The sequence below is a fragment of the Methylobacterium sp. A52T genome (assembly GCF_053346095.1).
In genome coordinates this window covers 1-17,689 of the sequence record NZ_JBKFBI010000134.1, presented here as the reverse complement: position 1 = coordinate 17,689, position 17,689 = coordinate 1, and the positions used below count along the sequence as shown (strand labels likewise).

14 protein-coding genes and 1 pseudogene are annotated in these 17,689 nt (G+C 72.1%); 6 read left to right on the top strand and 9 right to left on the bottom strand.

Features of this window, described 5'->3' with window-relative positions:
* Window positions 1-1,190: glycosyltransferase (locus ACLBYE_RS24550; protein ID WP_447696173.1), on the bottom strand; the 1,190-nt coding region annotated here is incomplete at its 3' end.
* A gap of 539 nt (window positions 1,191-1,729) precedes the next feature.
* Here ACLBYE_RS24550 and dnaE point away from each other — a divergent pair.
* Window positions 1,730-5,248, top strand: coding sequence for a DNA polymerase III subunit alpha (gene dnaE / locus ACLBYE_RS24545; RefSeq protein ID WP_447696172.1), 3,519 nt, complete (start codon window positions 1,730-1,732; stop codon window positions 5,246-5,248).
* Window positions 5,249-5,441: 193 nt separating this feature from the next.
* On the opposite strand, the gene ACLBYE_RS24540 is transcribed toward dnaE, so the two are convergent.
* Complete coding sequence (locus ACLBYE_RS24540; protein ID WP_447696171.1) at window positions 5,442-6,116, bottom strand: L,D-transpeptidase; 675 nt, start codon at window positions 6,114-6,116, stop codon at window positions 5,442-5,444.
* Between the two features lie 101 nt (window positions 6,117-6,217).
* Between ACLBYE_RS24540 and ACLBYE_RS24535 the strand changes: the two genes are divergently transcribed.
* The gene (locus ACLBYE_RS24535; RefSeq protein ID WP_447696170.1) at window positions 6,218-7,129 is read left to right on the top strand and encodes a LysR substrate-binding domain-containing protein; all 912 of its coding nucleotides are present in this window, start codon (window positions 6,218-6,220) and stop codon (window positions 7,127-7,129) included.
* A 64-nt stretch (window positions 7,130-7,193) separates the two neighbouring features.
* Here ACLBYE_RS24535 and ACLBYE_RS24530 read toward each other — a convergent pair whose 3' ends face one another.
* Window positions 7,194-7,817: a hypothetical protein gene (locus ACLBYE_RS24530; RefSeq protein ID WP_447696169.1), complete on the bottom strand. Its 624-nt coding sequence runs from the start codon at window positions 7,815-7,817 to the stop codon at window positions 7,194-7,196.
* A gap of 175 nt (window positions 7,818-7,992) precedes the next feature.
* Here ACLBYE_RS24530 and ACLBYE_RS24525 point away from each other — a divergent pair, with 175 nt between their 5' ends.
* Entirely contained in the window at window positions 7,993-8,136 is a 144-nt protein-coding gene (locus ACLBYE_RS24525; RefSeq protein ID WP_020092259.1) for a hypothetical protein, read from the top strand.
* Between the two features lie 69 nt (window positions 8,137-8,205).
* Here ACLBYE_RS24525 and ACLBYE_RS24520 read toward each other — a convergent pair whose 3' ends face one another.
* Window positions 8,206-8,901, bottom strand: coding sequence for a gamma-glutamylcyclotransferase (locus ACLBYE_RS24520; protein ID WP_447696168.1), 696 nt, complete (start codon window positions 8,899-8,901; stop codon window positions 8,206-8,208).
* A 20-nt stretch (window positions 8,902-8,921) separates the two neighbouring features.
* The gene (locus tag ACLBYE_RS24515; RefSeq protein WP_447696167.1) at window positions 8,922-9,323 is read right to left on the bottom strand and encodes a hypothetical protein; all 402 of its coding nucleotides are present in this window, start codon (window positions 9,321-9,323) and stop codon (window positions 8,922-8,924) included.
* A gap of 137 nt (window positions 9,324-9,460) precedes the next feature.
* On the opposite strand from ACLBYE_RS24515, the gene recO reads away from it, so the two are divergent.
* Complete coding sequence (gene recO, locus ACLBYE_RS24510) at window positions 9,461-10,180, top strand: DNA repair protein RecO (protein WP_447696166.1); 720 nt, start codon at window positions 9,461-9,463, stop codon at window positions 10,178-10,180.
* 174 nt (window positions 10,181-10,354) lie between these two features.
* On the top strand, window positions 10,355-12,601 hold the full coding sequence (gene parC / locus ACLBYE_RS24505; RefSeq protein WP_447696165.1) for a DNA topoisomerase IV subunit A: 2,247 nt from the start codon (window positions 10,355-10,357) through the stop codon (window positions 12,599-12,601).
* Between the two features lie 286 nt (window positions 12,602-12,887).
* On the opposite strand, the gene ACLBYE_RS24500 is transcribed toward parC, so the two are convergent.
* The 4 genes from ACLBYE_RS24500 to gltX all read right to left on the bottom strand — a co-directional run bounded on the left by ACLBYE_RS24500 (window position 12,888) and on the right by gltX (window position 17,175).
* The gene (locus ACLBYE_RS24500) at window positions 12,888-13,136 is read right to left on the bottom strand and encodes a hypothetical protein (protein ID WP_020092265.1); all 249 of its coding nucleotides are present in this window, start codon (window positions 13,134-13,136) and stop codon (window positions 12,888-12,890) included.
* Window positions 13,137-13,209: 73 nt separating this feature from the next.
* Window positions 13,210-14,091: a DNA-3-methyladenine glycosylase family protein gene (locus ACLBYE_RS24495; protein ID WP_447696164.1), complete on the bottom strand. Its 882-nt coding sequence runs from the start codon at window positions 14,089-14,091 to the stop codon at window positions 13,210-13,212.
* Window positions 14,092-14,159: 68 nt separating this feature from the next.
* The gene (gene gltA, locus ACLBYE_RS24490) at window positions 14,160-15,449 is read right to left on the bottom strand and encodes a citrate synthase (RefSeq protein ID WP_447696163.1); all 1,290 of its coding nucleotides are present in this window, start codon (window positions 15,447-15,449) and stop codon (window positions 14,160-14,162) included.
* Between the two features lie 298 nt (window positions 15,450-15,747).
* Window positions 15,748-17,175: a glutamate--tRNA ligase gene (gltX, locus tag ACLBYE_RS24485; RefSeq protein WP_447696162.1), complete on the bottom strand. Its 1,428-nt coding sequence runs from the start codon at window positions 17,173-17,175 to the stop codon at window positions 15,748-15,750.
* Window positions 17,176-17,368: 193 nt separating this feature from the next.
* Between gltX and ACLBYE_RS24480 the strand changes: the two are divergent.
* Window positions 17,369-17,689: pseudogene (locus tag ACLBYE_RS24480) on the top strand (ComEC/Rec2 family competence protein); the annotation flags it as partial.

The window sequence follows — 17,689 nt, the reverse complement described above, 5'->3', positions numbered from 1 at the left end:
TCGCGGCCGTCGGCCATCCGCGCCCGGGCCGCCGCGCAGGCCCGCGCCACCGCGGGGTCGGCGAGCAGCCGGCCGAGGACCCGCGCCGCCCGCGCGGGCCGGAAGGCGCGGCGGCTCAGGGTGGCGCCGAGATCCCGATCCTTCAGCCGCCGCCCCTCGTCGAAATGGTCGAAGGCCACGGGCACCACCAGCTGCGGGACGCCCGCGGCCAGCGCCTGCGCCACCGTGCCGACGCCGCCGTGGTGGACCAGCGCCGCGCTGCGCGGCAGCAGGGCGCTCAGGGGGGCGTAGGGCAGGTGGATGATCCCGGCCGGCAGCGGCTTCGGGATCTGCCCTCCCTGCGGGGCGAGCAGGACGCCGCGCCGCCCCATGCGCCGGCACAGCCGCACCGCGGTGTCGAAGAAGCCGGCGCCCTGGCGCATGGCCGAGCCGTAGGTGAACACGATCGGCGGGTCGCCCGCCTCGAGGAACGCCTCCAGCTCCGGCGGCATGGACGCCACGTCGCCGAACCGGTCGACCAGCGGGAAGCCGAGCTGCACCGCCTGGCCCGGCCAGTCGGCCTGCGGCTCCGCGTACCAGTCGGGGAACATCAGGAGCATGCCGGTCGGGCTGTTCCACCAGTGCCGCAGCCGGTAGACCGGATCGAGGCCGAGACGCGCCCGCAGGGCGTTCAGCGGCGGGAGGGTGAACGGGCCGACCGCCACCTTGTCGACGCCGAGATTCACGTAGGCCCGCAGGGCGGCCGGCAGGACGCGCGGCAGCGGCAGGCCCGGCAGACGCGGCGGATCGTACCGGCTCTCGATCAGGAACGGCATGACGTGCAGCGTCGCGGTCGGCAGATCGTAGAGGTCCTGCGCGAGCCGCGCCCCCCAGCCCAGCGGCGAGGCGACCACCCGCAGGTCGATCCCCCGGGCGCGGGTCGCGCCGAGCCACAGGCAGGCCGGCTCGGCCACCCGCAGGGCGTAATCGAACATCGGGCGGAACCCCTGCTGCGGGTGCCACAGGTCCGGCTGGCGGATCACCGCCTCGTAATCCGCGACCGTGCCCAGGGGCTGGAAGGCGAGGCCGGCCCGGCGGGCCATCGCCTCGAACGGGGCCGGGGCGGCCAGCGAGACGCCGTGGCCGCGCTTCAGGAGCTCGTGCCCCAGCGCGATGAACGGAAGCACATCGCCGTGTGTGCCGACGGCCACGAGGGCGACGTCGAACCGTTCGACCGTCCGGTGCGCGGGAATGGCTTGCTCCTTCGAACTCCCCAGCCGGTGACGAGCTCGTCTCGAAGGCGGGGGCATGCCAGCCCGCCCGATCCGCATCAAGACACTTTTTACCCTGTCGAAGAAACGGGGCCGTCCTGTGACCCGCGGACCCTTCACATAGAACAAAACATGAACATACTAGGGCTGGAACACAGGAGGCAGGTCGATGCTGAAGCGGGTGATCCTGACCGGAATGGTCGAGTTCATGGCGTTCGGGATGCTATTCGCGGCGGTGGGCGCCTGGGCGATAGCCTTGGCACCGGTTCGTTAGCCGGATTTTTCCGAAGACCGCCCGGTTCCGTCCGCGGACGGGTTATGCACAGGCGATCGCCCCGCGGGCGCCGATTGTCCACAGGGCCGGGCCGAACTGGTGCTTCCGGGGCACGACCGGTGGATATCGTCCTCCGGCGGCGCGGCGCACGTCGACTTGAGGCCGGCGAGCGGGGATGCTGCCCGACCCTGGAACAAGGTCGGCCATGCCACGCCAGCTCAAGGAGGTCGGATTCGTCCACCTCCACGTCCACTCGTCCTATTCCCTGCTCGAAGGGGCGCTGAAGGTCGGCTCCCTGATCAAGGCGGCGGTCGCCGACAGGCAGCCGGCCCTGGCCCTGACCGACACCAACAACCTGTTCGGCGCGCTGGAATTCTCCGAGAAGGCGGCCGGGGAGGGCGTCCAGCCGATCGCCGGCGTGCAGCTCTCGGTGGCGTTCGAGGCCGCGGACCCGCACCAGCGCCAGGCGCCGACCAGCCACGGCGTCGTGCTCCTCGCCCAGGACGAGACCGGCTACGCCAATCTGCTGCGGCTGGCGAGCCGCGCCTATTTCGACACGGCCCTCGGCGAGGCGCCGCGCCTCGATGCCGGAGCGCTCGCGGGCGCCTCCGAGGGGCTGATCGCGCTCACCGGCGGGATGGCGGGCCCCCTCGACGCGGCCTTCCGGGCGGGCCGGCCGGAGCTCGCCCTCAACCGCCTGAAGCGCCTGAAGGAGACCTTCGGCGAGGACCGGCTCTATGTGGAGATCCAGCGCCACGGCCAGTCCGAGGAGGCGCGGATCGAGACCGCGCTGCTCGACCTCGCCGGCCGCCACGGCCTCGGGATCGTGGCGACGAACGAGCCCTACTTCGCCAAGCCCGACGATTACGACGCCCACGACGCGCTGCTCGCCATCGCGGAGGGCCGCCTCGTCTCGGACGAGCGCCGCCGCCGCCTGACGCCGAGCCACGCCTTCAAGACCCGGGCCGAGATGGCCGAGCTGTTCCGCGACCTGCCGGACGCGCTCCAGGCCACGGTCGAGATCGCCATGCGCTGCGCCGTCCGGGCGCGGACCCGCAAGCCGATCCTGCCGAATTTCGGCGCCGTGGCGGCCGGCGAGACGCCGCCCATGGCGGAGGCCCTGGCGGAGGCGTCCGACGCGGGCGCGCGGGCGGTCTCGGCCGACGAGCCGACCGAGCTGCGCCGGCAGGCCGAGGCCGGGCTGGAGCTGCGCCTGAAGCAGCACGGCACGGCGCCGGGCTTCTCCGAGGAGGATTACCGCAAGCGCCTCGAGTTCGAGCTCGACGTCATCGTCAAGATGAAGTTCCCGGGCTACTTCCTGATCGTCTCCGACTTCATCAAGTGGGCCAAGGACCACGACATCCCGGTGGGTCCGGGCCGCGGCTCCGGCGCCGGCTCGCTGGTGGCGTGGTCGCTGCTCATCACCGACCTCGACCCGCTCCGCTTCGGCCTGCTGTTCGAGCGCTTCCTCAACCCCGAGCGCGTCTCGATGCCGGATTTCGACATCGACTTCTGCGTCGAGGGCCGCGAGCGGGTGATCCGCTACGTGCAGCAGCGCTACGGCGAGGGGCAGGTCGGGCAGATCATCACCTTCGGCACGCTGCTCGCCCGCGGCGTGCTGCGCGACGTCGGCCGCGTCCTCGAGATGCCCTACGGCCAGGTCGACAAGCTGACCAAGCTCGTGCCGCAGAACCCGGCCAACCCGGTGACGCTCGCCCAGGCGATCGAGGGCGAGCCCAAGTTCCAGCAGGCCATGGAGGAGGAGCCGATCGTCGGCCGCCTCATCGACATCTCCAAGAAGCTGGAGGGCCTGCACCGCCACGCCTCGACCCACGCCGCCGGCGTGGTGATCGGCGACCGGCCGCTCGAAGAGCTGGTCCCGCTCTACCGGGACCCGAAGACCGGCATGCGGGTCACCCAGTTCAACATGAAGTGGGTCGAGCAGGCGGGGCTGGTGAAGTTCGACTTCCTGGGCCTCAAGACCCTCACTATGCTGCGCTGCTGCACGGACCTCCTGAAGCAGCGCGGCATCGACATCGACCTCGCCTCGCTGCCGCTCGACGACCCGAACACCTACGGGCCGATGGGCCGGGGCGAGACGGTCGGCGTGTTCCAGGTGGAATCGGCCGGCATGCGCAAGGCGCTCTGCGAGATGCAGGCCGACCGGCTGGAGGACATCATCGCCCTGGTGGCGCTCTACCGGCCGGGCCCGATGGCCAACATCCCGGTCTACTGCGAGCGCAAGCTCGGCCGCGACGCCGGCAACGAGGCGTCTTGGTACCCGGACCCGAAGCTGGAGCCGATGCTGAAGGAGACCTTCGGCATCATCGTCTACCAGGAACAGGTGATGGAGATCGCCAAGGTGCTCGCCGGCTACTCGCTCGGCGAGGCTGACATGCTCCGGCGCGCCATGGGCAAGAAGATCCGCGCCGAGATGGACGCGCAGCGCGACCGGTTCCTCAAGGGCTGCACCGAGCGCGGGCTGACCAAGGCCAAGGCGAACGAGATCTTCGACCTGCTCGCCAAGTTCGCCGATTACGGCTTCAACAAGAGCCACGCGGCGGCCTACGCGCTGCTGACCTACCAGACCGCCTACCTGAAGGCGAACTTCCCGGTCGAGTTCCTGGCCGCCGCCATGACCCTCGACATCGACAACACCGACAAGCTGGCCGAATTCCGCCAGGACGCGCAGCGCCTGAAGATCACGGTCGAGCCGCCCTCGATCAACACCTCCGGCGAGGTGTTCGCGGTGCGCGACGGCAAGATTTTCTACGCGCTGGCGGCCATCAAGGGCGTCGGCCGCGAGGCGGTGCGGGCGCTGGTGGAGGCCCGCGGCGACCGGCCGTTCAAGGACCTCGCCTGCCTCGCCCGCCGGCTGAACCCGCGGATGATCAACAAGCGCACCCTGGAGAGCCTCGTCCAGGCCGGGGCGCTCGACTGCATCGAGCCCGACCGCGCGCGCGCCTTCGCGGCGGTGGAGCCGATGATGAAGCTCGCCGCCAGCGCGGCGGAGGCGGAATCGGCCGGCGTCACCGACATGTTCGGCGGCGTGGTGGCGGACGACGTGTCCCTGCGGATCCCGCCCCACGAGATCTGGCCGATGGCCGACACGCTCAAGCGCGAGTACGCGGCGATCGGCTTCTTCATCTCGGGCCACCCGCTCGACGAGTACGGCGACCTCTTGGACAAGTTGCGGGTGCAGAGCTGGACGGATTTCTGCCGCGCCGTGCGGGCCGGGACGTCGAGCGTCGGCCGCGTGGCGGCCTCGGTGCTCGACCGGGCGGAGCGGCGGACCAAGACCGGCAACAAGATGGGCATCGTCACCCTGTCGGACCGGACCGCGCATTTCGAGGCGATCATCTTCTCCGAGGGGCTCGGCCAGTACCGCGACATCCTGGAACCGGGCCGACCGCTGGTTCTGCAGCTCCAGGCGAACCTGGAGGGCGAGGACGTGCGCGCCCGCATCCTCACCGCGGAACCCCTCGACCAGGCGGTCGCCCGCCACCAGAAGGGCATCCGCATCCATCTGAGCGACCCGCGCGGCGTCGCCCCCGTGCAGCAGCGCCTGTCGATGCGGGGCGAGAGCGAGGTCTCGCTGATCCTCAGGCTCGACGGCGGCGAGCGCGAGGTGGAGATCCGGCTCCCGGGCAAGTTCCAGGCGAGCCCGGCGCTCGCCGGCCAGCTCCGGACCGTGCCCGGGGTGGTGCAGGTGGAGGTGAGCTGAGGGGCGGCTGATACCGAGCTCCTGTGGGTTCGGTCGGCCCGCGCCGTCTTCGCGAGCGGAGCGAAGCGATCCAGGGACGCGCCACGCTCGATGAGGGCGCGCGACACCGGGTTGCTTCGCTCCGCTCGCAAGGACGGGTGGGCTTCTGTGAGTTCTGTCGCCGGGAATTGTAGGTGCGTGCCCGTCGAGGCCCTCAGCTCGCCGCCGTCCCGCTGGCCGCCAGCACCACCGCCCGGCTCCCCGCCGGCACGCGGGCGTACAGGTCGATGATGTCCTGGTTCAGGAACCGCACGCAGCCCGACGACACCATCGTGCCGATGGTCTGCGGCTCCGTGGTGCCGTGCAGGCGGTAGAGCGTGTCGGCTCCGTCCCGATAGAGGTAGAGCGCCCGCGAACCGAGCGGATTGCCGGCCCCGCCGGGCAGGCCGCCGGCATAGGGCCCGTAGCGCTCGGGCTCCCGCTTGATCATGGCGTGCGTCGGCGTCCAGCGCGGCCATTCGGCCTTGCGGGCGATGACGGCCGCGCCTCGGAAGTTGAACGCCTCATCGCGACCGACGCCCACGCCGTAGCGGATGGCGCGCCCGCCCTCGCGCACGAGGTAGGCGTAGCGCGCCGAAGGATCGACCACGATCGTGCCCGGCGGCTCGGCCGTGGCGTAGGCCACTTCCCGGCGCAGGAAGCGCGGGTCTATCGCGGACAGGTCCACCGCCGGCACGGGGAAGGGCTCGCCGTCGAGCGCGGCGTAGAGGGCCGTGTAGGCCGGGTCTACGGCTGGGCGCAGCGCGGCGACGGGGCGCGGCTCGCGGGTGACGCAGCCGGCGACGAGCAGGGGCGTGCCGGCGAGCAGGCTGCGGCGGGTCGGAAACATCGTTACTGCGCTCCAAGGTCTGGCAACGACGCACAGAACCGCCACGCGGCCGCCCCGTCCATCGGCTATGGGGTGATCGCACCCATAACCGGATGGCATCTATGGATCTGACGCTGGCCCTGCGCGCGTTCCTCCGGACCGTCGAGCGCGGCTCGATGACCGCGGCCGCGCGCGACCTCGCGGTGTCGCAGCCGGCGATCAGCAAGCATCTGCGCAATCTGGAGGCCCAGGTCGGCGCGCGGCTCCTCGAACGGTCCGCTCGGCTGGTGCGTCCGACCCAGCAGGGCCAGCGTCTCTACGCGGCCTGTCAGCCCGCGCTCGCCACGATCGACGCCGCCCTGGAAGATGCCCGCACCGAGGCCGGCCGCATCGAAGGCCGGCTGCGGCTGCACGCGCCCGCCTGCATCGGGGCGGCCCATCTGCACCGCATCGTGGCGTCGTTCCAGGCCGAGAATCCGCGGGTCACGGTCGATCTCGTGCTGGACAACCGGCTGATCGACCTCGTCTACGAGGATTACGACCTCGCGCTCCGCTACGGCCGGCCCCACGGGCAGGACGTCGTGACGCGGCGGCTCGGCCGGGTGCGCCGCATCCTGGTCGCCGCCCCGGCATACTTGGCGCGGGCCGGCGGCATCGACGCGCCCGGGCAGATCGCCGACCGGGCCCTCGTGACGACCACGTCGGCCCTGGACGACCGGAACACGCTCGTTCTCCAGCACGGGCGCGAGACGCTGAGCCTCGCCGTCCGTCCGGCCCTGCGGACCAACAGCGCGGAGGTGCTGTTGGCCGAACTGCGCGCGGGACGGTACATGGGCCCGGTCCAGCACCTGCTGGTCGCCCAGGACTTGGCGGCCGGCCACCTCGTCCGCGTCCTGCCCGCGTACGAGGTGCGCTCGACGGACGCCTATCTGGTCTACCCGTCCGTCCGCCACATGCGCCCGGTCGTCCGCGCGTTCACCGATTTCGCCGTGCCGCGCATCCGCGCCATCGAGGGGATCAGCCACGCCGGTTGACCGGCTCTGGTGCGCTGCGGCCGCGACGAACGGGCCGGGATGGCCGACCGCCGCGATCGCGACTCTAGAACGGCGCCGCGAGGCAGCCGCTCAGGGCGCCCTTCAGCGCGGCGGCGTCGGCCTCCGTCACCGTGAACGTGGCCGTCAGGGTCGGGTCCTCGCCGCGCGGGCTCGCCTGCGTCCAGGTCAGCTTGGTGCCGGGCTGGACGAGGGCCAGGGCGGCCCCGCGCAGCGGATCCTCGCCGCGGCGCGCGCCCGCCACCGTCAGCGTGAAGCCCGCGTCGGCCCCGATCGCGGCGCCGCGGACCGGCATGCGCACGGAGCGCACGCTGCCGGCGCTGGAGACCAGGAGGCCGGTCAGGGGCTTCTCGCTGTCGGCCCCTTCGAGGCCCGCGAAATCGAAGCGCGGCGCCAGCTCGGCGAAGCGCGGCACGGTCAGCGCCGCCGACAGGCCGGTGCCGCCCGGATCGCAGGCGACGTGCAGGGTCGCCGGCCGCTGGTCCGCCGCGAGGGTCGCGGTGCCGGTCAGGTCCGCGCTGCCGCCGGGCGCCCGGGCGCTGCCGGCGAGCAGGGGAGTCCGGCCGGTCAGGATGTCGGACAGGCTGTCGCCGCGGCTCAGCGGCCCGGCAAGCAGAGCAACGGCGGCGATGACGACCACCGCCAGGGCCACGCCGATCCGGAGCCGCATCCTATCCTCCGCCTGTGGACATCACGGGCCGGCGGCATAGACGATCGCGGCCGCATCGCAACCCTCCGTTCACCACGTCCGCAGGGAATCGGCCGCCGACGCCTTCGCGTGCACTGCAGCAACTCGGTAAAAACCGATCGTTCCTATGCACCGACGCTCAACCTTGAGCGTCGCCATGCGCACGAAGATCCTGCTCGTCCTCACCCTCCTCGTCTACGTCACCACCGGCCGCGCCCCCGGCATCCGGGAGCCGCGCAATCCGGACGCGGAGCACGGCGGCGGGCGCCTCGTGGTCGCGACCAAGCGGGCCTGGATCTGAACCGCTGCCCGGTCGACGCGACCGTCCTCGCGAGCACGGCTGCACCGACGCGCTCGACAGGAGACGGTCTCACGCCCCGGGCGCGCAGGCCCTGAGGCGCGCGGCCACGAGGGCCTGGAGGCTCCAGAGGTGGCGGTCGCGGATGCCGAGGCGCTCGCAGGCCTCCACGGTCCGGAACAGGTACTCGGCGCTCGGCCCCTTGTGGCCGCAGGCCGCGGCGATCTTCTCGGCGATCTTGGAATCCGAGAGGCGCCCGGCGTAGCGGTCGCTGGCGCGGTTCGCCAGGAAGGTCAGGGCCGGGACGGTCCCGGCCTCGGTGGCCACCGGCAGCCAGCGGGCGACGTAGCCGCGGCCGCGCATCTCGCGGCGCCAGACCGGCATCAGCGCCTCGCGGATCTCCATGCCGGGCAGGCGGAAGGCCACGCCCCGGCACAGGCCGCCGCGGTCCAGCGCCAGGACGAAGCCCGGTCGTTCCGGCGTGCCGCGGAACCGCCGCTGGAGCAGGCAGAAGCGGCGGTGGAAGCCGCGCACCGTCCCGATCCGGCGCTCGGCCACCGGGAATTCCGGGTTCCACATCAGCGAGCCGTAGGCGAAGACCCAGAGGTCGCTGCCCTCGCGCCCGGCGACGATCGCGTCGAGCCCCGGGCGCAGCTCCGCGTCCGACAGAACCTCGAGCGCGCTCGGGTCGTCGGGGATCGGGACGGAATGGGCGCGGGCGATCAGGTCGAGGCTGAGGTCGAGGGTGCGGACGGACGCGGCGGGCATGGGCCCTCAACGCCCGGGCCTCACGGCTTGTTGCCCAGCGCGTCGAGTTCGGGGAAGGGCCGGGTGCGGTGCCCGGTGCAGACCTCGTCGTCGTCGAGCACCGTGAGCCGGTCGTTGTCGTAGCGCAGCGCCACCCTCGGGCGCTCGGGCTTGCCGAAGGTCCGGCCGTACATCCGGCCCGACACGCAGTAGATCACTCGGCCGCCCTCCGCGATCGGCCCGGCGATCCGGCTGCCCGCGAACCGAACCGGCAGCAGCGAGACCGCGCCGAAATCGACCTGCCTCAGCGCCAGGGCGGCGATCCGGCGGAGGAGGGCCGGGGAGGGGTCGGCCTCGGCAGCGGGCTTCGGTGCGCGCGGCGCGGCCTGCGCCCCGGCGGCGAGGAGGACCAGAAGGGCGGCGAGGGCGGCGCGGGGCGGCATCGGTCCTCGCTACGCGGCCAAGGCTGCCCGAGGCTGGGCACCGCGCGGGGCAGCGCCGGGGCCGGCGACTCCCTATATGTTGGGCACGCGCGGCGCGCGCCGCTCACCGCCCCCCTCACAGGAAGACGCGACGTTCGATGCAGTGGACCGACGACGCCCTGGTGCTCGGCCTGCGCCGGCACGGGGAGACCGGCGTCATCCTCGAGGCCATGACCGAGGCCCACGGGCGCCATCTCGGCCTCGTGCACGGTGGGCGCTCGCGCCGGATGCAGCCCGTGCTGCAGGCCGGGAACCGGGTCCGCGTGACGTGGCGGGCGCGCCTCGACGAGGGTCTCGGCGCCTACGCGGTCGAGCCCCTCGAGTCACAGGTCTCGCGGCTGATCGGGTCGAGCCTCGCCCTCTACGGCATGAACCACATGGCGGCCCTGCTGCGGCTGCTCCCCGAGCGCGACCCGCATCCGGCGCTCTACGCGGCGGCGGGGATCCTGATCGAGCACCTCGACGACCCCGCCATCGCCCCGCCCCTGATGGTGCGGTTCGAGCTGGCGATCCTGTCGGAACTCGGCTTCGGCCTCGACCTCACCGCCTGCGCCGCCACCGGCGGCAACGACGCCCTGGCCTACGTGTCGCCGAAGAGCGGCCGGGCGGTCAGCGCCTCGGCCGGCGAGCCCTACCGGGACCGCCTCCTGGCGCTCCCGACCTTCCTGCACGCGGGCGGGTCCCCGGGTCCCGACGGCGTTGCCCAAGGGTTTACCTTGACGGGGTACTTCCTCGACCGGCACGTCTGGGGCCCCCGCGGCCTCGGGCCGCCCGAGGAGCGGGCGCGATTCGTTGCGCTCGGCCGCGAGGCCGGGTAATGTTCGTGTTCTGTTCTTAATGCCTGGCCGTCGTTCGGGTGCCGGAGGCGCGTCCGGAATCCAGAACCACCGTCCGCGCGCACGCGCGGGACGTCGGCGGCTCTGGATTCCGGGCCCCGCTGCGCGGCCCCGGAATGACGGCGCGCGGTGAAGACGTTGTAGTGAGGAGCCGTCATGGGCCAGCCCTTCGAGCCGCCGTCCGGCGACGGGATCGAGAGCGTCGAGCTGAAATCCGCGCTGGAGGAGCGCTACCTCGCCTACGCGCTCTCCACGATCATGCACCGGGCCCTGCCGGATGCCCGCGACGGGCTGAAGCCCGTGCACCGGCGCATCCTGTACGGGATGCGGCTGCTGCGCCTCGACCCGACCACCGCGCACAAGAAGTGCGCCAAGATCGTCGGCGACGTGATGGGCGATTTCCACCCCCACGGCGACCAGGCGATCTACGACGCACTGGTGCGGCTCTCGCAGGACTTCGCCCAGCGCTACCCGCTGGTCGACGGCCAGGGCAATTTCGGCAACATCGACGGCGACGGCCCGGCCGCCTACCGCTACACCGAGGCGCGGCTCACCGAGGTCGCGCGCCTCCTGCTCGACGGGATCGACGAGGACACGGTCGACTTCCGGCCCTCGTATAACGGCGAGAAGGAGGAGCCGGTCGTGCTGCCGGCGGCCTTCCCGAACCTGCTCGCCAACGGCAGCCAGGGCATCGCGGTCGGCATGGCGACCTCGATCCCGCCGCACAACGCGGCCGAGCTGTGCGACGCGGCGCTCTACCTGATCAACCACCCCGAGGCGACCTCGGGCCAGCTCGCCAAGTTCGTGCAGGGCCCGGACTTCCCGACCGGCGGCATCCTCGTCGACTCGGCCGAGTCGATCGCCGAGGCCTACCGGACCGGGCGCGGCGCCTTCCGGGTCCGCGCCCGCTGGGCCAAGGAGGATCTCGGCCGCGGCACGTGGAACATCGTCGTCACCGAGATCCCCTACGGTATCCCGAAGGGCCGGCTCATCGAGAAGATGGCCGAGCTGCTGCAGGAGAAGAAGCTGCCGCTGCTCGCCGACGTGCGCGACGAGTCGGCCGAGGACGTGCGCGTGGTGCTGGAGCCGCGCTCGCGCACGGTCGACCCGGTGATCCTGATGGAATCGCTGTTCCGGCTCACGGAACTCGAGACCCGCATCCCGCTCAACCTCAACGTCCTGGTCGGGGGCCTCGTACCGAAGGTGATCGGCCTCGCCGAGTGCCTGCGCGAGTGGGTCGACCACCGCCGCGTGGTGCTGCAGCGCCGCTCGCGCTACCGCCTCGGCCAGATCGACCGCCGCCTGGAGATCCTGGGCGGCCTGCTCATCGTCTATCTCGACCTCGACGAGGTGATCCGCATCATCCGCGAGGAGGACGAGCCGAAGGCCGCCCTCATGGCCCGGTTCGAGCTGACCGAGGTGCAGGCCAACGCCATCCTCGACACTCGGCTACGCTCCCTGCGCAAGCTGGAGGAGATGGAGCTGAAGCGCGAGTTCGAGGCGCTGACCGCCGAGAAGGCCGAGATCGACGCGCTGCTCGCCTCCGAGCCGGCGCAGTGGAAGGCGATCCAGGCGCAGATCCGCGCGGTAAAGAAGACCTTCGGGCCCGAGACCAAGCTCGGCAAGCGCCGCACGACGCTGGCGAGCCCGCCGGATGTCGGCGGCATCGACTTCACGGCGGCCCTGGTCGAGCGCGAGCCGATCACCGTGATCGTCTCGACCAAGGGCTGGATCCGGGCGCTCAAGGGCCACGTCGCCGATCTCTCGGGCGTCGCGTTCAAGGGTGACGACACCCTGAAGATCGCCTTCCCGACCGAGACGACCCAGAAGATCCTGCTGCTCGCCACCAACGGCAAGGTGTTCACGCTCGAGGCCTCGAAGCTGCCGGGCGGCCGCGGCTTCGGCGACCCGGTCCGGCTGATGGCCGACCTCGACGACGGCACCGAGATCGTGGCGGCGCTGCCCTACCGGCCGGAGACCAAGCTGCTGATCGCCGGCTCGGACGGGCGCGGCTTCGTGGCGCCCGCCGACGCGCTCGTGGCCAACACCCGCAAGGGCAAGAGCGTGCTCGGCCTCGACGGCGACGCCACGGCCGCCGTGCTGGTGCCGGCCGACGGCGATCACGTGGCGGTGGTGAACACCGAGAAGCTGCTGCTGGTCTTCCCGGTCTCCGAGGTGGCGGAGCTCGCCCGCGGCAAGGGGGTCCGGCTGCAGCGCTGCCGCAGCGGGAAGCTCCTCGACGCGCACGTGTTCAAGCTCGCCGACGGCCTGCCCTGGCAGGACGGCTCGGCCGAGGGCCGGCTCGCCAACGCATCGGTGCTGGAGAAGTGGCTCGGCCACCGCGCCGAGGTCGGGCTGATGATGGCGCGCAGCTTCCCGAAATTCGAGCGTTTCGGGCGGTGAGGAGCCGCGGCGGGTGAAGGATTCCCGAACCACCACCTCATCCTGAGATGCCGGAGAGGAGTCGCCTCGGGGGGAGACCTCCGGTCAGCCGCGCAATCCCTGGAGCCCGCCTTCGAGGCGGCTCCGCCGCCCCTCGAGATGCGGGCGCGATTGGGAGTGTCTGGAACGGTTCCCGCGGTGCGGAAGCCCAGTCCTCAATGCACCCGCTGGGCGAGCCAGAGCGCACCGAAGGCTAGCACGCCGCCGCCGATCGGAACCGCGAGCAGGAGAAGAAGCTGAGCTGTCGTCATGGGCGAAGGTTCCGCAATGCGCGCCTCACAGCCCAATGTATGGCGCCACTCATGATCCAGCAAACCACCATGGCGATTAGCACGGGCGCGAAGTGCGGACGATCCGACAGGGCAGTCGAGATGAACGGCGCGAAACCGCCGACGGCGAAGATCGCGACCGCGAGGCCGTTGGCGTAGGTGGCCGTGAACTTGATCCGCTCGTTCGCAACAAGCGTGTCGCGCGCTTCGCTGTCCGCTTCCGACATCGAACCTGAGCCCCCCGGCCGGCCGCAAGCTTAGCCGATATCGGCGATGCGGAACATGAACCTCTCGGTCGCCTCATCGCCCCGTCGCGGACGCTTCGTCCGCCGCCCAGAGGTGCTGCGCCGCGTAGGCGCGATACGGCCGCCACGCCTCGGCCCGGGCCAGGAGCGCCGCCGGGCTCGGACGCCCGGTGGCCCCCTCCAGCGCCCGCAGCAGCCCGACATCGCCCACCGGCAGGGCGTCCGGCAACTTGAGCGCCCGCATGGCGATGTACTGCGCCGTCCAGGGACCGATCCCGCGGATCGCCGTGAAGCGCAGCACCGCGGCCTCGAGCGACTCCGCCGGGGCGAACAGGTCCGGATCGGCCAGCGCCGCCGCGGCCAGCGCCCGGATCGCCGCGCCGCGGGCCCGCGGCATGTTGAGCGCCAGCGCGACATCCGCCTCGACCAGATCGGTCGGCGCGGGAAACACGTGGGTCAGACCGCCGGCCGGCTCCGCCAGCGGCGTCCCGAACGCCGCCACCAGCCTGCCCGCGAGGCCGATCGCGGCCGCCACCGACACCTGCTGGCCGAGGATCGCCCGGCAGCCGGTCTCGAACGGGTCCCAGGCCCCCGGCAGGCGCAGACCCGGCCGGGCCGCGACGAGCGGGGCCAGGACCGGATCCCCGCCGAGGCAGGCCGCGACGGCGGCCGGGTCGGCGTCGCAGTCGAACAGGCGGCGCAGACGTCCCGCGACGGCCTCTTCGTGCCCGGCCTCGACGCCGCGCAGGGCGACGCGCAGGCAGTCCGCGCCCGGTGCCACCGTCAGGAGCCCGTGCCGCCCCGCGACGCTGATCGTGCGCGCGTAGGAAGCCGCGGGATCCGTCGTCTCGACGCCCGGGATCGCCCGCTTGGCGAGGAACGCGCGGATCGCCGGCCAGTCGTAGGGCGGCCGGACGGGCAGGCGGCGTTCGACCACCTCCGCGAACGCGAAGGGCGGCCTCTCGGCCGCTCCGCTCGACGCTTCCCGGGGCAGGTGGTCCCGCCTCAGCCGCGCTGGTCCACGGCCACGTAGTCGCGCTGGGCCGGACCGACGTAGAGCTGGCGCGGACGGCCGATCTTCTGCGACGGGTCCTCGATCATCTCGGCCCACTGGGCGATCCAGCCGACGGTGCGGGCCACCGCGAACAGCACCGTGAACATGTCGGTGGGGAAGCCCATCGCCTTGAGGGTGATGCCCGAGTAGAAGTCGATGTTCGGGTAGAGCTTCTTCTCGATGAAGTACTCGTCCTTGAGCGCGATCTGCTCCAGCTCCATGGCGACGTGGAGCAGCGGGTCGTCGGTCTTGCCGAGCTCCTTCAGCACCTGGTGCGTGGTGTTCTGCATGATCCGCGCGCGCGGGTCGTAGTTCTTGTAGACGCGGTGGCCGAAGCCCATCAGGCGGAACGGGTCGTTCTTGTCCTTGGCCTTGGCGACGTACTTGCTGACATTCTCGGGGGTGCCGATCTCCATCAGCATCTTGAGGGCCGCCTCGTTGGCGCCGCCATGGGCCGGGCCCCATAGGCAGGCGATGCCGGCCGCGATGCAGGCGAAGGGGTTGGCGCCCGAGGAGCCGGCGAGCCGCACCGTCGAGGTCGAGGCGTTCTGCTCGTGGTCGGCGTGCAGGATGAAGATCTTGTCGAGTGCCCGGGCGAAGACCGGGTTCACCTCGTACTCCTCGCACGGCACCGCGTAGCACATGCGCAGGAAGTTCGAGGTATAGTCGAGGTCGTTCTTCGGGTACACGAAGGGCTGGCCGATCGAGTACTTGTAGGCCATCGCGGCGAGCGTCGGCATCTTGGCGATCATGCGGATCGACGCGATCAGCCGCTGGCTCTCGTCCGTGATGTCGGTGGAATCGTGGTAGAAGGCCGACAGGGCGCCCACCGAGGCGACCATGACGGCCATCGGGTGCGCGTCGCGGCGGAAGCCGGTGAAGAACCGGTTCATCTGGTCGTGCACCATGGTGTGGCGCGTGACCCGGTACTCGAAATCGGCCCGCTGGGCGGCGGTCGGCAGGGCGCCGAACAGCATCAGGTAGCAGGTCTCGAGGAAGTCGCCCTTCTCGGCGAGCTGCTCGATCGGGTAGCCGCGGTAGAGCAGCACGCCCTCGTCACCGTCGATGTAGGTGATCTTCGACTCGCACGAGGCCGTCGAGGTGAAGCCCGGGTCGAAGGTGAAGGCGCCGGTCTGGGCGTAGAGCTTGCCGATATCGATCACGTCCGGCCCGATCGTGCCGGATTTCACCGGCAGCTCGATCGACTTGCCGTCCACGGTGATGGTGCTGGGTGCGCTCATGGATCGTGGACCCTTCTCTGGCGACGTGGCGGATGCCGGCCTCGGGCTGCCCGAGTCGGTCCCGGGGGCCTGAGCACGCGCATTATGCTGCGGGTGCTCACAGCCATGGGTTACCCAAACGGCAGTGCAGCAGCAACGGGGTCGGTGACAACCCGCCCCCGTCGCCAAGCGAATTCCGCCAACCGATTTCCACCCAACGCAATCCGGGCCGGGGCCGGCAGTTCCCTGTCCGGTCCCGGTCCGCGCGCGGCGGTCCCAGCCTCGCCTCGTCCCTGCCTCGTCCCGCCTCGGCCCGGCCTCAGCCCTGCGGCGCCTGATCCCCGAGGCGCGCCAGGGTTTCCTCCCGGCCGAGCACCGCCATCACGTCGAACAGGGGCGGGGAGGTGGTGCGGCCGGTGAGCGCCGCGCGCAGGGGCTGGGCCACCTGCCCGAGCTTGCAGCCGGCCGATTCCGCGTACTGCCGCACCGCGCCCTCGGTGGAGGCCGCGCTCCAGTCGGGCAGCGCCTCGAGCACCGGCCGCACCCCGGCGAGGCGGCCGCGCCCCTCGTCGGAGAGGAGGGCGCGGGCCTTGTCGTCGAGCGCCAGGGGCCGCTGGGCGTAGAGGTAGTAGGCGCTGTCGAGGAGCTCGATCAGCGTCTTGGCCCGCTCCTTCAGGCCCGGCATGGCCTGGATGAGCTTGTCCTTGAGATCGGGCCGCAGCGGCGCCGACAGGCCGCGCTCCGGCCCGACGTTGGGCAGGATGGTCTCGATCGCCGCGACGAGGTCGGAATCGGCGCTGGTGCGGATGTAGAGGCCGTTGAGGTTGGCGAGCTTGGCGAAGTCGAACCGCGCCGCGGAGCGTCCGACTGCGCCGAGGTCGAAGGCCGCGACCATCTCGTCGGTGGAGAAGACCTCCTGGTCGCCGTGGCTCCAGCCGAGCCGCACGAGGTAGTTGCGCAGGGCCGCCGGCAGGTAGCCGAGATCGCGGTAGGCCTCGACGCCGAGCGCGCCGTGGCGCTTCGAGAGCTTGGCCCCGTCCGCTCCGTGGATCAGCGGGATATGCGCCATCCTCGGGATGTCCCAGCCGAGGGCCGAGAAGATCTGGCTCTGGCGCGCCGCGTTGGTGAGGTGGTCGTCGCCGCGGATGATCTGCGTGACGCCCATGTCGTGGTCGTCGACCACGACGGCGAGCATGTAGGTCGGCGTCCCGTCCGAGCGCAGCAGGACGAGGTCGTCGAGGTCCTTGTTGGCCCAGGTCACGCGGCCCTGGACGGCGTCCTCGACCACGGTCTCGCCCTCGGTCGGGGCGCGCAGGCGGATCACCGGCTTGACCCCGGCGGGGGCCTCGGACGGGTCGCGGTCGCGCCAGCGGCCGTCGTAGCGCGGAGCGCGCCCCTCCGCGCGGGCGGTCTCGCGCATCTGCGTGAGCTCCTCGGCGGTGGCGTAGCAGTGATAGGCGCGGCCCGCGGCCAGCAGCTGCTCGGCGACCGCGCGGTGGCGCTCGGCGCGGGCGAACTGGAAGACCACGTCGCCGTCCCAGTCGAGGCCGAGCCAGGAGAGGCCGTCGAGGATCGCGTCAATCGCCCCCTTGGTGGAGCGCTCGCGGTCGGTGTCCTCGATGCGCAGCAGCATCGTGCCGCCGGTGTGGCGGGCGTAGAGCCAGTTGAACAAGGCCGTGCGGGCCCCGCCGATATGCAGGTAACCCGTGGGCGAGGGGGCGAAGCGCGTGACGACGGCTGAGGACATCGGTCCGGTATGTTCCGGGGCTGGTCGCGGACGGGGCGCGACGGACGGCGAAGGGGCGGCGGAGCGGCGAGGGGCTCGACAGGGCGCCCGTAGCACGAAGAACCCGCTGTAGCACGGGCCGGCGGATGCGTTAAGAATCGCCCGCAGAATCGCCCGGCCCCGATGACAGGTCGCGCGGAGCGGGGCGGCGGCGATGCGGCGGATCGGCGCGAGGCGGGCGGACGGCGCGGTCGCGCTGATCGGCCCGCGCGCCCGAGCCCTTCCCGCCGCCCTCTTGGCCGCCCTCCTGGCCGCCCTCCCGGCGCTCCGCGAATGGGTCGTCGCCGGCCTCGCCCGCGAGGCCGAGCAGCGCCGGCTGTTCCCCTGGCTGGCGGTGGCCTTCGGCGGCGGGATCCTGGTCTACTTCGCGGCGGCCGACGGCGCGCCGAGCCTCGCCGCCCCCCTGATCGCGGCCGGCCTCGCGCTGGCGCCGGTCCCCGTCCTCGGCGCGCGGCCGGCGGCCCTGGCGGCGGCG